This is a genomic window from Rubrivivax rivuli (genome assembly GCF_004016505.1).
Classification (GTDB): domain Bacteria; phylum Pseudomonadota; class Gammaproteobacteria; order Burkholderiales; family Burkholderiaceae_C; genus Rubrivivax; species Rubrivivax rivuli.
In genome coordinates this window covers 174,161-188,632 of the sequence record NZ_SACR01000003.1, presented here as the reverse complement: position 1 = coordinate 188,632, position 14,472 = coordinate 174,161, and the positions used below count along the sequence as shown (strand labels likewise).

Annotated in this window: 9 protein-coding genes and 1 tRNA gene; 8 read left to right on the top strand and 2 right to left on the bottom strand. The window is 69.7% G+C overall.

Annotated elements, in window-relative coordinates; genetic code table 11:
* Positions 1 to 104 precede the first annotated feature (104 nt).
* The 5 genes from EOE66_RS09390 to EOE66_RS09370 all read left to right on the top strand — a co-directional run bounded on the left by EOE66_RS09390 (position 105) and on the right by EOE66_RS09370 (position 4,572).
* Entirely contained in the window at positions 105 to 542 is a 438-nt protein-coding gene (locus EOE66_RS09390) for an NfeD family protein (protein WP_245478975.1), read from the top strand.
* A gap of 92 nt (positions 543 to 634) precedes the next feature.
* Positions 635 to 1,546 (top strand): SPFH domain-containing protein, encoded by a 912-nt coding sequence (locus EOE66_RS09385; protein WP_128228967.1) that lies wholly within the window; start codon positions 635 to 637, stop codon positions 1,544 to 1,546.
* A gap of 7 nt (positions 1,547 to 1,553) precedes the next feature.
* Positions 1,554 to 1,940: a DUF2237 family protein gene (locus EOE66_RS09380; protein ID WP_128228442.1), complete on the top strand. Its 387-nt coding sequence runs from the start codon at positions 1,554 to 1,556 to the stop codon at positions 1,938 to 1,940.
* A 17-nt stretch (positions 1,941 to 1,957) separates the two neighbouring features.
* Positions 1,958 to 2,048: transfer RNA gene (locus EOE66_RS09375), tRNA-Ser, on the top strand.
* A gap of 202 nt (positions 2,049 to 2,250) precedes the next feature.
* On the top strand, positions 2,251 to 4,572 hold the full coding sequence (locus tag EOE66_RS09370) for a putative bifunctional diguanylate cyclase/phosphodiesterase (RefSeq protein ID WP_164885058.1): 2,322 nt from the start codon (positions 2,251 to 2,253) through the stop codon (positions 4,570 to 4,572).
* A 7-nt stretch (positions 4,573 to 4,579) separates the two neighbouring features.
* Here EOE66_RS09370 and glgA read toward each other — a convergent pair whose 3' ends face one another.
* Together glgA and glgC are read right to left on the bottom strand one after the other, a co-directional pair.
* Positions 4,580 to 6,031, bottom strand: coding sequence for a glycogen synthase GlgA (glgA, locus tag EOE66_RS09365; protein ID WP_128228440.1), 1,452 nt, complete (start codon positions 6,029 to 6,031; stop codon positions 4,580 to 4,582).
* Between the two features lie 58 nt (positions 6,032 to 6,089).
* On the bottom strand, positions 6,090 to 7,352 hold the full coding sequence (glgC, locus tag EOE66_RS09360) for a glucose-1-phosphate adenylyltransferase (protein WP_128228439.1): 1,263 nt from the start codon (positions 7,350 to 7,352) through the stop codon (positions 6,090 to 6,092).
* 320 nt (positions 7,353 to 7,672) lie between these two features.
* Here glgC and EOE66_RS09355 point away from each other — a divergent pair, with 320 nt between their 5' ends.
* Genes EOE66_RS09355 through glgX form a run of 3 tightly spaced genes read left to right on the top strand, consistent with a single transcriptional unit; the run spans position 7,673 to position 14,462 of the window.
* Positions 7,673 to 10,126 (top strand): glycogen/starch/alpha-glucan phosphorylase, encoded by a 2,454-nt coding sequence (locus tag EOE66_RS09355; protein WP_128228438.1) that lies wholly within the window; start codon positions 7,673 to 7,675, stop codon positions 10,124 to 10,126.
* Between the two features lie 20 nt (positions 10,127 to 10,146).
* Complete coding sequence (gene glgB, locus EOE66_RS09350; RefSeq protein ID WP_128228437.1) at positions 10,147 to 12,318, top strand: 1,4-alpha-glucan branching protein GlgB; 2,172 nt, start codon at positions 10,147 to 10,149, stop codon at positions 12,316 to 12,318.
* Complete coding sequence (gene glgX / locus EOE66_RS09345; protein ID WP_128228436.1) at positions 12,306 to 14,462, top strand: glycogen debranching protein GlgX; 2,157 nt, start codon at positions 12,306 to 12,308, stop codon at positions 14,460 to 14,462. Before glgB ends, glgX begins: the two co-directional genes overlap by 13 nt.
* The last annotated feature ends 10 nt before the right edge of the window (positions 14,463 to 14,472 follow it).

The following is a 14,472-nucleotide window of genomic DNA, read 5'->3' as shown; positions in this document are numbered from 1 at the left end:
TCGTTCGGGTCGAACAAGAGAGCGCGAAGTGTAGGGGCGTGCCGTGACACGGTGTGGCGTGGCTACACTGCCCTGCACAAGACCCCTGGAGATGGAGAAGCGCCTTGGACACAGACCCGACCTCGCTGTGGGTGCTGACGATCGGTGCCCTGGTGGCCGCCGAGCTCGCCACCGGCACTTTCTACCTGCTCATGCTGGCCCTGGGCGCAGTGGCCGGTGCCATGGCGGCTTCGGCCGGCCTGGACTTCCGGGCGCAGCTCATCACGGCCTCGGCCGTGGGCGGCGGCGCGGTGGTGCTGTGGTACTTCGTGCGCAAACTGCGGCCGCGCGCGCAGCCGGCGCCGAGCAATGCCGATGTCAACATCGACATCGGCCAGCGCGTGCAGGTGCCGGCCTGGGACGAAGGCGGCACGGCGCGCGTCACCTACCGGGGCGCCCACTGGGCGGTGCGGCATGCCGGCAGCGGCAGCCCGGCCCCCGGCGAGCACATCATCGTGGCGCTGGACGGCAACGAGCTGCGCGTGGAACCCGCCACGCGCTGAACGGCACACGCCGGCCACCCCCTGCCCCCTTCACCTGCTCCTTTCACCTGCCCTCTCCACCGCGTTCACCGAGCCGCACCCCGCCCATGGAAATCGAAATCGCCGTCGTCGTGGCCGTCATCGCGGTCATCTTCATCATCCGCTCGCTGAAGATCGTGCCGCAGCAGAACGCCTGGGTCGTCGAGCGCCTGGGCAAGTACGACCGCACCCTCACGCCCGGGCTCAGCCTGCTCGTGCCCTTCGTCGACCGCGTGGCCTACAAGCATTCGCTGAAGGAGGTGCCGCTGGACGTGCCCAGCCAGGTCTGCATCACCAAGGACAACACGCAGTTGCAGGTCGACGGCATCCTGTACTTCCAGGTGACCGACCCCATGCGCGCCAGCTACGGCAGCAGCGACTACCTGATGGCCATCACGCAACTGGCCCAGACCACGCTGCGCAGCGTGGTGGGCAAGATGGAACTCGACCGCACCTTCGAAGAGCGCGACCTGATCAACGCCAGCGTCGTGAACGCGCTGGACGAAGCCGCCATGACCTGGGGCGTGAAGGTGCTGCGCTACGAGATCAAGGACCTCACGCCGCCGGCCGAGATCCTGCGCAGCATGCAGGCGCAGATCACGGCCGAGCGCGAGAAGCGCGCGCTGATCGCGGCCTCCGAGGGCCGCCGCCAGGAGCAGATCAACATCGCCACCGGCGAACGCGAAGCCTTCATCGCGCGCAGCGAGGGCGAGAAGCAGGCCGAGATCAACAACGCCCTGGGCGAGGCCGCGGCCATCACGGCGGTGGCCGATGCCACGGCCGATGCCATCCGCAAGATCGCCGCGGCCATCCAGCAGCCGGGTGGCGAGCAGGCCGTGCAGCTGAAGGTGGCCGAGAAGGCGGTGGAGGCCTATGGCCAGCTGGCCAAGACCAACAACACCATGATCGTGCCGGGCAACATGAGCGAGGTCTCGGCGCTCATCGGCACGGCCATGGGCCTGCTCGGCAAGGGCGGCAAGACCTGAGCCCCGCATGGACCGCGCCCACGCCTTGAACGTGCTCGGCACCGCGCTGGTGCCCTGCAGCTACGACCCGCTGACCGGCTGGTTCCGCGACGGCTGCTGCCACACGGATGCCAACGACCACGGCAGCCACGTCATCTGTGCGAAGGTCACGGTGGAGTTCCTGAACTTCCAGATGGAGCGCGGCAACGACCTCATCACGCCGCGGCCCGAGCACCGTTTCCGCGGCCTGAAGCCCGGCGACCGCTGGTGCGTCTGCGCACTGCGGTGGCGTGAGGCCTACGAACACGGCTGCGCACCGCCCGTGGTGCTGGAGTGCACCCACGCCCGCGCGCTCGACTTCGTCGTGATGGAGTGGTTGCGCGCGCACGCCGTGAGCCCCGCGCCCGAAAGCTAGAATGCGCGCTTTGCAGCGGACAGGTGGATGAGCGGTTTAAGTCGCACGCCTGGAAAGCGTGTGGGGGTTAACAGCCCCCCGCGGGTTCGAATCCCGCCCTGTCCGCCATCTGCAGCACTTCGCCCCATGCGCCCTCGGGCTTGACCGCCAGTGCCGAGGCGGTGCCTCGCGGCCATCGCCCTCATGGCGATGAGAAGTGACAGACGGAGGCCGAAACAGCCAGAATCAAGGCGTTTCTGATCTCATCGCGTCTGCAGTCCGAATGAGCGCTCACCCAGAGACTTCGGCCCACGGGGCCATGGAGCGTCGCATGAGCGACGTGCGCCAGCAATTGTTGGCCCTGGGAAAGGACGAAAGCCTGTGGACCGGCCACTTCGCCGCCGCCTTGAGCCGCCTGCTCGAAGTGGCCGAGCGTGGCATCGGTGCTGACGTGGTGTCGATCTGGCAGTTCACCGACCGCGGCCAGCAACTCGTCTGCCTGGCTCGGCGCGAGCGCGGCAAGGGGCCTCAACCCTCGGGCGACGTGCTGGCCGCATCCACCTTCCCGCGTTACTTCGACGCGCTGGCCAACGAACGTGTGCTGGCCGCCGCCGACGCCCTCGCCGACCCTCGCACGGCAGAGCTGCGCGACAGCTACCTGGTGCCGGCTGGTTTCGCGGCCTTGCTCGACGCCACCATCCGCCGTGCGGGCCGCGTGGCGGGCGTGCTGTGTTGCGAGCACCGTGAGGCCCAGACCGGCTGGGACGAGGCACAGACCGAACTGGCCGTGGGACTGGCCGACCTGGCGGCCCAGCTGATGGTGCTGACGGAACTGCGCCGCCGCGACCAGCTGCAGGGCCTGCTGCTGAGCATGGCCCCCGAATTGCGCCAGAACCACACGCCACAGGAGTTCGCGGCGCTGGCAGTGGCCAAGCTGGCGCATGTGTTTCCCGGCGCGTGGACGGCCTTCTACCAGACCGGAGCCGACGAGCAGCACGCCGAGCTGCTGGCCCTTTACGCGCCCGGCGCGCCCCCAGGCTTCAAGGCAAAACTGCACCGCCTGCCGCTCGAGAACACGGTGGTGGGGCTGGCTTTGCGCGAGCGCCGCATGGTGGCCGTGGGGGGGCCTTCCGCGAAGCACATGCACCTGTGGCACGAGTCGCGCTCGGCGGGCCTGAAGACGCTGCTGGGCATACCGCTGATCCACGAGCAGAGCCTGGTCGGCGTGATGGTGATGGCGCTGCGCCTGCACTACGTGTTCACCGATGACGATCTCGCATCCTTCGAGCTCGCCTCTTCGCCCCTGGCCGTGGCCATGGCCAATGCGCGCAATGTGGAAACCCTGCGCCACCGCGCCCTGCACGACGCGCTGACGGGGCTGCCGAACCGCGACAAGCTGCAGCAGGACATCGAGCACCTGTGCGCACCCACGGCCGAGGTGCAGGCCCTGACGCTGCTGTTGCTGGACGTGCGTGACTTCCGCCAGATCAACGACACGCTCGGGCGCGGCAGCGGCGACCAACTGCTGCAGGCCGTGGCCGGCCGCCTGCAGGGCGCACCGGCGGTTGCCGGTGGCCAGGCCTACCGGCTGACCTCCAGCGAATTCGCGCTGCTCCTGCCGCAGCGGGTGCCGGCGGCCGAACTGCAGGCCCGGGCTCTCGCGCTGCAGGCGCTGCTGGCGCAGCCCTTCACGGTGTCGGGGCTGACGCTGATCCTGCGCCTGCGCATCGGCACGGCCACGATGCCCAGCGACGACTGCACGGGGCCAGAGTTGCTGCGGGCGGCGGACGTGGCCCTCGGCTGGGCAGACGCCGAGCCGTCTGGCGTGTGTGCCTACGACCGCGGGCGCGACAACAGCGGGCCCCGCCGCCTGGAGATGATCTCCGAGCTGCGCAAGGCCTTGGGCACCGAGCAGCTCAGCCTGCACTTCCAGCCCAAGGTGAGGGTCGCGGACGGCCGGCTGGCCGGCTGCGAAGCCTTGTTGCGCTGGGAGCACCCGCGCTACGGCCGCGTACCGCCTTCGGTGTTCATCGGCGTGGCCGAGAAGGGCGAACTGATGAGCCTGCTCACGCACGAGGTGCTCAGGCAGGCGCTGGCGCTGCTGCACGAGATGCGCGCGGCGGGTCTGTTCACCAGCGTGGCGGTCAATGTCTCCGGGCACAACATGGTGGACGCGGCCTTTCCCGAAACGGTGCGCGCCCTGCTGGCGCAATCGGGGCTGCCCCCAGAGGCGCTGACGCTGGAAATCACCGAAACCGTGCTGATGAACGACCCTGAACGCGCCGCCGCCGTCATCGGTGACCTCGCCCGCCAGGGCCTGGCGCTGGACATCGACGACTTCGGCACCGGCTACTCGTCGCTGGCTTACCTGCGGCGGCTGCCGCTGCGCTCGCTGAAGATCGACCGTGCCTTCGTCAGGGAGCTGACGGCCAACGCGCAGGACGTGCACATCGTGCGCTCTACCGTCGGCCTGGCCCATGGCCTGGGCTTGAGCGTGATCGCCGAAGGCGTGGAAGACAACTTCACGCTGGCCTTGCTGGGCACGCTGGGTTGCGACATGGCCCAGGGTTTCGGGGTCTGCCGGCCCGTGCCGCTGCCCGAGCTGCTGGCCTGGGCCGAAGCACGCGGAGAACTCCAGCCCCGCCTGGCCTGAGCGCGGCCTAGGCAGGCGTTGCGGGCGAAGCGCGGCCTGCCGCCAGCGCTTCGCGGTACAGGGCGTCGTAGCTGCGCGCCGGGCCCGCCCAGGACAGCTCTTGCGCCATGCCCCGCGTCATCAGCCCTTGCCATTCGGCAGGTGCGGCCCGCGCGGCGCGGGCGCGCAGCACGCAGCGCTCGAAGGCGCCTGGCGTGGCGGCGTCGAAGGTGAAGCCGGTGACGCCGTCGCTCACCGTGTCGGCCAGCCCGCCCACGCGCCGGACCACCGGCACGGTGCCGTAGCGCAGGCCGTACATCTGGGTCAGGCCGCAAGGCTCGAAGCGCGAAGGCACCGCGATGACATCGGCCCCGGCGATCAGGCGGTGCGCGCGCGCCTCGTCGTAGCCGATGTGCACATGCACCCGCCCCGGGTGGGCCTGCTGCGCCATGCGGAAGGCCGCCTCCAGCGCCGGCTCGCCGGTGCCCTGCACTGCGAACTGCACACCCGCCTGCACCAGCTCGGGCAGGGCCGCGAGCACCAGGTCCAGGCCCTTCTGCGCGGTCAAACGGCTCACCACGGTCAGCAGCAGTGCGCCGTCGTCGGGCCGCAGGCCGAGCTCTTGCTGCAGCGCTCGGCGGCAATCGGCCTTGCCGGCCGGGCGCTCGGCGTCGTACCGCGTGGCGATGGCCGGGTCGGTGGCCGGGTTCCACAGCGCCGGGTCGATGCCGTTGAGGATGCCGAGCACATGGGCGCCCCGACCCCGCACGACGCCGTCCAGCCCGCAGCCGAACTCGGGCGTGGCGATCTCCTGTGCGTAGGTGGGGCTCACGGTGGTGATGCGGTCGGCGCACTTCAGGCCCGCCTTCATGAAGCTGAGCTGGCCGTGGAACTCCAGGCCTGCCGGCGACATCAGGTGCGAACCCAGGCCCAGCATGGCCCAGTCGTGCATCGGGAAGAGCCCCTGGAAGGCCAGGTTGTGCACGGTGTAGACCGTGGCGGCTGGGGTGGCGCCGTGCTCGCGGATGTAGGCGCAGGCCATGGCGGCGTGCCAATCGTGCGCGTGCACCACCTGGGGCACCCACTGCGGGTCGGCGTCGTCGCCGGCCAGGTGGGCGGCCACCCAGCCCAGCAATGCAAAGCGCTGCAGGTTGTCGGCCCACTCCTGACCCTGGCTGTCCTGGTAAGGGCTGCCGCCACGGCGGTAGAGGTAGGGCGCGTCGACCACGTACACCGGGAGCTTGCTGCCGGGCATGCGTGCCAGCAGCAGGCGCACGCGCAAGGCGCCGAAGCAGGCACCGATGTCGATGACGCTGCGCGCGCCCTGCACCGCCTCCAGCACCGCCGGGTAGCCCGGCAGCAGCAGGCGCACGTCAGCGCCTTGCTGGGCCTGGGCCAGCGGCAGCGCCGCCACCACGTCGGCGAGGCCCCCGGTCTTCACCAGCGGAAAGACTTCCGCGGCCACATGCAGAACTCTCATCTTTTTCTTCTTCCTTCGCTGTCGTCCCCGGTGGCGTTCGCCGGGTGCGGCGGGCGCGTCAAAGCCGCCGAAGCATGTCGCGCGTGACCAGCGTGATGCCGCTGTCGGTGCGGTAAAAGCGTTCGGCGTCCAGCGCCGCATCTTCACCGATGACGAGGTTGTCGGGGATGTAGCAGTCGCGGTCCACCACCACCCGCGTCAGCCGCGCGCCGCGCCCCACCTGCACGCCGGGCAGCAGCACGCTCCAGTTCACCTGCGCGTGCGAGTGCACCCGCACCAGCGAGAACAGCACCGTGCGGAAGACCGAGCCGCTGACGATGCAGCCGCCCGAGACCAGGCTCTCGATGGCCATGCCGCGGCGGTCGGGCTCGTTGTGCACGAACTTCGCCGGCGGCAGTTGCGGCTGGTAGGTCCAGATGGGCCAGTTGTTGTCGTACAGGTTCAGCAGCGGGTCGGTGGCCGTGAGGTCGATGTTGGCGTCCCAGTAGGCATCGATGGTGCCCACGTCGCGCCAATACGGCGGGTGGCCGGGTTTGCCGCCCACGCAGCTGAGCTCGAAGGGGTGGGCCACAGCCACGCCAGCCTTCACCATCTTGGGAATGATGTCCTTGCCGAAGTCGTGGCTGGAGTTCGGGTCGTTCATGTCGCGCTCGAGCTCGCGGTAGAGATAGCGCGCATTGAAGATGTAGATGCCCATGCTGGCCAGGCTCCGGCCGGGCTTGCCGGGGATCTCGGGCGGCTCGGGCGGCTTCTCGACGAAATCGACGATGCGGCGCTCGTCGTCGATGGCCATCACGCCGAAGGCCTTGGCCTCCTCGCGGTCGACCTCGATGCAGCCCACCGTGCACTCGCGCCCCTGGGCCACGTGGTCGGCCAGCATCAAGGCGTAGTTCTGCTTGTAGATGTGGTCGCCGGCCAGCACCACCACGTAATCGGCGCGGTAGGCGGCCAGGATGTCCTGGTTCTGGTAGACGGCGTCGGCCGTGCCGCGGTACCAGCTCTCTTCGTCCACACGCTGCTGCGCGGGCAGCAGGTCGACGAACTCGTTCATCTCGCTCTTCAGGAAGGCCCAGCCGCGCTGCAGGTGGCGCAACAGGCTGTGGCTCTTGTACTGCGTGATGACGCCGATGCGGCGAATGCCGCTGTTCAGGCAGTTGCTGAGCGCGAAGTCGACGATGCGGAACTTGCCCCCGAAATAGACCGCCGGCTTGGCGCGGCTGTCGGTCAGGTTCTTCAGGCGGCTGCCGCGGCCCCCGGCCAGCACCAGGGCCACGGCACGGCGCGGCAGGTCCAGGCTCTGGGCCACATCGATGGGTTTCATGAGCGTTCCTCGGGGTGTTGACGCAAGAAAATTACAGATCTATCACGCACAGCGGAGCCTGCCAGAACGGCCAAGCTCAGCGTTCAAAAGCTATAAACTGCTTGATAAATGGCGCATAAATCTTTGTCTCCGTTGTATTTGTCAATCGCAGGCCTTGAGGACCAGCCCCGAGGGAATCACCTGATCTCCAATGCGGATGTAGGCAAACTACAGCGCCAGAAGCGCCAGAACATTTGACGCTGCCGCGTCCATCGCAGACACTCACCGCAGTCCAACCCCTGCTCGGGTGCTTGCACCTGGGCTGCGAGCGAGCAAGCCTCATGCCTGAATCGTCCACCCGCACCGCCGCCGCGGCCCCCGCGAGCACCGCCGACGCCGCCATCGAACGCCACCTGCTGCACACCGTGGCCGCCGCGCCCGGGCAGGCCACGCCCACCGAGATCATGCACGCTGTGGCCCAGGTGGCCAGAGAGCACTTGTCCCAGCGCTGGGTGGCCGGCGACAGCGCCGACCGCGCGGCCAAGGCACGCCGCGTGTACTACCTGTCGATGGAATTCCTGATCGGCCGCACGCTCAGCAACGCGCTGGCCGCGCTGGACCTGAAAGGCGAGATGGGCAAGGCCGCCGCCGCCCACGCCAGCACGCTGGAAGACCTGGCCGCCACCGAGCCCGATGCGGCCCTGGGCAACGGCGGCCTGGGCCGGCTGGCCGCGTGTTTCCTGGACAGCATGGCCACGCAGGAACTGCCCAGCTTCGGCTACGGCATCCGCTACGAGTTCGGCATGTTCAAGCAGGCCATCCAAGACGGCCGCCAGGTCGAGGGCCCCGACGCCTGGCTGGAAGACGGCACGCCCTGGGAGTTTCCGCGCTTCAACGTGCACTACCCGGTGCGCTTCGGCGGCTGGGTGGAGCCGGCCACCGACCCCTCGCGCGTGCCCACCTGGCGCCACGCGGGCGAGGTCAACGCCAAGGCCTACGACATGGTCATCCCCGGCCACGGCACCCAGCGCGTGAGCACGCTGCGGCTGTGGAAGGCGGTGGCGCCGGCGCAGATCGACCTGCACGCCTTCAACACCGGCGACTACTCGCGCGCGGCCGAGTTCAAGAACCAGTACGAGAACATCAGCTGGGTGCTCTACCCGAACGACAGCACCCCGGCCGGCCGTGAACTGCGCCTGCGCCAGGAGTACTTCTTCACCAGCGCCAGCATCCAGGACATCCTGGCGCGGCACCTGGCCGAGCACGGCAACCTGGCGAACCTGGCCGACAAGGTGGCCATCCACCTGAACGACACCCACCCGGCCATCGGCGTGGCCGAGCTGATGCGCCTGCTGGTGGACGAACACGGCTTCGGCTGGATGTCGGCCTGGGCGGTGACGAAGAAGGTGTTCAGCTACACCAACCACACGCTGATGCCCGAGGCGCTGGAAACCTGGCCGGTCAGCCTGATGCAGCACGTGCTGCCGCGGCACCTGGAGATCATCTTCCGCATCAACGCCGAGTTCCTGGCCGAGGCCGCCGCGCACCGCCCGGGTGACAACGACTTCCTGCGCCGCCTGAGCCTGATCGACGAAACCGGCGAGCGCCGCGTGCGCATGGCCCACCTGTCCATCGTGGGCAGCCACAAGGTCAACGGCGTCTCGGCGCTGCACTCTGATCTGCTGGTGCAGACCATCTTCGCCGACTTCGCCAGCCTCTGGCCCGATCGTTTCACCAACATGACCAACGGCGTGACCCCGCGCCGCTGGCTGGCGCAGGCCAACCCGAGCCTGAGCTCGCTGATCGACAGCACCATCGGCAGCGGCTGGCGGCTCGACCTGACGCAGCTCTCGCGCCTGAAGCCGCACGCCGAGCGCGAAGACTTCCGCAACGCCTTCCTGGCCGTGAAGCACGCCAACAAGGCGCGGCTGGCGGCCCACATCGAGGCCACCACGGGCGTGAAGGTCGACCCGGCCAGCCTCTTCGACGTGCAGGTCAAGCGCATCCACGAGTACAAGCGCCAGCTGCTCAACGTGCTGCAGGTGGTGGCGCGCTACCAGGCCATGCTGGCCGCACCGCAGGCGGATTGGGTGCCGCGCACCGTCATCTTTGCGGGCAAGGCCGCCAGCAGCTACGTAGCGGCGAAAAACGTCATCCGCCTGATCCACGACATCGGCCAGGTCATCAACAACGACGCGCGCCTGGGCGGCAAGCTCAAGCTGGTGTTCATCCCGAACTACGGCGTCAGCGTGGCCGAGGTCATCATGCCCGGCGCCGACCTGAGCGAGCAGATCAGCACCGCCGGCACCGAGGCCAGCGGCACCGGCAACATGAAGCTGGCGCTCAACGGCGCGCTGACCATCGGCACCGACGACGGCGCCAACATCGAGATCCGCGAGCAGGTGGGCGACGACAACATCTTCATCTTCGGCCTGAAGACGCCCGAGGTCGCCGCCGCCAAGCAGGCCGGCTACCAGCCGCTGCGCATCTACGAGAGCCACGTTCAGATCAAGGCCGTGCTGGACGCCATCGCCGGCGGCCAGTTCAGCCCCGACGAGCCGGGCCGCTACCGGCCGTTGGTCGATTCGCTGCTCTGGGGCGGCGACCACTACATGCTGCTGGCCGATTTCGACAGCTACCTCGAAACCCAGTCGAAGGTGGACGCGCTCTACCGCGACCGCCAGGCCTGGGCCAAGAAGGCCATCGCCAACGTGGCCGGCATGGGCTTCTTCTCGTCGGACCGCACCATCGGCGAGTACGCGCGCCAGGTCTGGGGCATCGCGCCCAAGCATTGAACGAGGTTGTTTCCCGCCCCATGCTGCATCCCGACGAGATAGACGCCCTGCGCCTGGGCCGCCACGGCGACCCGTTTGCCGTGCTGGGGCCGCATCTCGGCGCCGATGGCACCGTGGAGGTGCGCGCCTTCCTGCCCGGCGCCACGGCGGTGCTGGCCGTGGCCGGCGCGCGCGCCTGGCCGTTGGCGCGGCTGCATGGCGACGGCGTCTTCGGCGGCCCCACCGCCCTGCCCGCCGGCGCCCACTACCAACTGCGCGTGCGATGGGCTGACGGCCAAGAGCGCCTGCAGGAAGACCCCTACCGCTTCGGCACCGTGCTGGGCGAGATGGACGTGTGGCTGCTGGGCGAAGGCTCGCACCTGCGCCCCTACGAGATGCTGGGCGCCACGCCGCGCGTGATGGACGGCGTGGCCGGCACCAGCTTCGCCGTGTGGGCGCCGAACGCGCAGCGCGTGAGCGTGGTGGGCGACTTCAACTTCTGGGACGGCCGCTGCCACCCCATGCGCCTGCGCCGCGAATGCGGCGTGTGGGAGCTCTTCCTGCCCGGCGTGGGCGTGGGCACGCGCTACAAGTTCGAGCTGATCAGCCGCGAAGGCCACCTGCTGCCGCAGAAAGCCGACCCCTGCGCCCGCCAGGCCGAACTGCGCCCGGCCACCGCCAGCGTGGTGGCCGAGATGCCGCCCGTGGCCCCGCCCTCGCCCGAGCGCCAGCGCGCCAACGCGCTGGACGCGCCGATGAGCATCTACGAGGTGCACCTGGGTTCGTGGCGCCGCAGGCCCGAAGACGGCGACCGCTGGCTGAACTGGGACGAGCTGGCCGACACGCTGGTGCCCTACGCCGCCGAGATGGGCTTCACGCACCTGGAGCTGCTGCCCGTCACCGAACACCCCTTCGACGGCAGCTGGGGCTACCAGACGCTGGGTCTCTACGCCCCCACCGCGCGCTTCGGCGAGCCGGCCGGGCTGCAGCGCTTCATCCAGCGCGCGCACGCCGCGGGCCTGGGCGTGCTGCTCGATTGGGTGCCCGCGCACTTCCCGACCGATGCACACGGCCTGGCGCAGTTCGACGGCACGCACCTCTACGAGTACGCCGACCGCCGCGAGGGTTTCCACAACGACTGGAACACCCTCATCTACAACTTCGGCCGCACCGAAGTGCGCAACTTTCTGGTGGGCAGCGCGCTGTACTGGCTGGAGCGCTACGACATCGACGGCCTGCGCGTGGACGCCGTGGCCTCCATGCTCTACCGCGACTACAGCCGCAAAGCGGGCGAGTGGATCCCCAACGTGCACGGCGGGCGCGAGAACCTGGAAGCCATCGCGCTGCTGAAGCGCACGAACGAGGTGATCGGCGGTGAACGCCCGCAGGCCATCACGCTGGCCGAAGAAAGCACGGCCTTTCCCAGCGTGAGCCGCCCCACCTACGCCGGCGGCCTGGGCTTCCACTTCAAGTGGAACATGGGCTGGATGCACGACACGCTGCAGTACATGGCGCGCGACCCCATCCACCGCCGCTACCACCACGGCGAGATGACTTTCGGCCTGGTCTACGCCTACACCGAGAACTTCGTGCTGCCGCTCAGCCACGACGAGGTGGTGCACGGCAAGGGCAGCCTGCTGGCCAAGATGCCGGGCGACCGCTGGCAGCAGTTCGCGAACCTGCGCGCCTACTACGGCTTCATGTGGGGACATCCTGGAAAGAAGCTCTTGTTCATGGGCTGCGAGTTCGCGCAGCAGGCCGAGTGGAACCACGACCGCAGCCTCGACTGGCACCTGCTGGGCGAGCCGGCCCACGCCGGCGTGCAGGCCCTGGTGCGCGACCTCAACGCGCTCTACAAGGCACAGCCCGCGCTGCACCGGCAAGACTTCAGCGGCGAGGGCTTCGAGTGGGTACGGCATGACGACGCCGAGCGCGGCGTGCTCAGCTTCATCCGCAAGGCCCCGGGCGCGGCGCCGGTGCTGGTGGTGTGCAACTTCACGCCCACCGTGCACCACGGCTTTCGCATCGGCGTGCCCGCGGGCGGCACCTGGCGCGAACTGCTGAACACCGATTCGCAGCACTACGGCGGCAGCAACGCCGGAACCGCTTTCGGCGCGGCCACGGCCGAGCCCGTGGCCTGGGACGGCCGCGCGCAGAGCATCGCCATCACCGTGCCGCCGCTGGCCACCGTCTTCCTGGCATGGACCGGCTGACGCGCCCTGCCCTCCCGACAACCGCCGCAGGCGCGGCAGCGCACGGCACCGTGCTGGAACCGGGCCGGCCTTGGCCCATGGGCGCGCACTTCGACGGCAGCGGCGTCAATTTTGCCGTGTTCTCGGCGCACGCCACGAAGCTGGAGCTCTGCCTCTTCGACGAGAACGGCGAGCACGAACTGCAGCGCCTGGCCCTGCCCGTGCAGACCGGCGACGTCTGGCACGGCCGCCTGCCCGGCGCGATGCCCGGTTTGGTCTACGGCCTGCGCGCCCACGGGCCCTGGCGGCCCGACCGCGGCCACCGCTTCAACCCGAAGAAGCTGCTGCTCGACCCCTGGGCGCGCGCCATCGTCACGCCGCCCGGCGGCTTCGACCCCGCCGGCCCGCACTTGGGTGCCGACCGCGAACACCCGCAGCACCCCGACGCCACCGACAACGGCCCGCTCGCGCACAAGGCCCGGGTGGTGCACGACACGCCCGATTGGCAAGGCGACCGCCCCCCCGCCACGCCCCTGCTGGACAGCGTGGTCTACGAGGTGCACGTGCGCGGCTTCAGCAAGCGCCTGCCCGGCGTACCTGAGGCCGAGCGCGGCACCTACGCCGGGCTGGCCAGCGAGGCCGCCATCGCGCACTTCAAGCGGCTGGGCATCACGGCCGTGAGCCTGCTGCCGGTGCTGCAAATCCTGGACGAGCCGCGCCTGCGCGAGATGGGCCTGGTGAACTACTGGGGCTACAACACGCTGGGCTTCTTCTGCCCCGACCCGCGCTACGCCGCCACCGCGCACCCGCGGCAAGAGTTCCGCGAGATGGTGCGCAAGCTGCACGCCGCGGGCATCGAGGTGCTGCTGGACGTGGTGTTCAACCACACGCCCGAAGGCGACGAACGCGGCCCCACGCTGAGCTGGCGCGGCCTGGACAACGCCAGCTACTACCGCCTGCCCGATCAGCGCCAGCACTACGAAAACTGGAGCGGCTGCGGCAACACGCTCGACGTTCGCCACCCGCGCGTGCTGCAGCTGGTGATGGACAGCCTGCGCCACTGGGTGCAGGACTTCCACGTCGACGGCTTCCGCTTCGACCTCGCGCCCGTGCTCGGCCGCGGCAGCCCCTTCTTCGAACGCGACGGCCCCTTCTTCAAGGCCGTGCTGCAAGACCCGGTGCTGCAGGGCATCAAGCTGATTGCGGAGCCCTGGGACCTGGGCCCCGGCGGCTACCAGCTGGGTCAGTTCCCGCGCGGCTGGCTGGAATGGAACGACCGCTTCCGCGACACCGCACGCGCCTTCTGGCTGGGCGGCGACTGCACACGCGGCGAGTTCGCGCTGCGCCTGGCCGGCAGCAGCGACCTCTTCCAGGCGCGCCGCCGCAGCCCGCTGGAGAGCGTGAACTACGTCGTCAGCCACGACGGCTTCACGCTGCACGACCTGGTGAGCTACGACCTGCGCCACAACGAGGCCAACGGCGAGAACAACCGCGACGGCCACGGCCACAACCTGAGCTGGAACTGCGGCTGGGAAGGCCCCACCACCGACCCCGCGGTGCTGCAGCTGCGCGCCCGCCTGAAGCGCGCGCTGCTGGCCACCGTGCTGCTGGCCCAGGGCACGCCCATGCTGGCCGCCGGCGACGAACTCGGCCACAGCCAGGGCGGCAACAACAACCCCTATTGCCAGGACAACGCCACCACCTGGATCGACTGGGCCGCCGCCGATCAAGACCTGATCGACTTCACCGCCCACCTGCTGGCCCTGCGCCGCCGGCTGCTGCCGCTGGGCGCGCAGTGGTACAGCGGCCTGCCCGATGCGCAAGGCCTCGCCGACCTGGCCTGGCAGCGCCGCACGGGCGAGCCGATGGCGCCCGAGCACTGGGACAACCGCATGTCGCGCATCCTCGGCGCGTGGATCGGTCAGCCCGGCCGCGGCGGTGCGCCACTGCTGCTGCTGGTCAACGGCCGCGCCATGGACGCCAGCTTCCAGCTGCCCCCAGGCGACTGGGTGGCCGAGCTCGACACCACCGCGGCCGATGGCCGCAGCCCCTGGCGCCGTAACGGCGCCGCTTCTTTGATGCTGGGGGCGCGCAGCGTGATGCTGCTGCGCGACCACGCGGCAGCCCCACAGGCTGCCGCTGGCACCCCTCCCGCCCGACCATGAGCAAGGACCT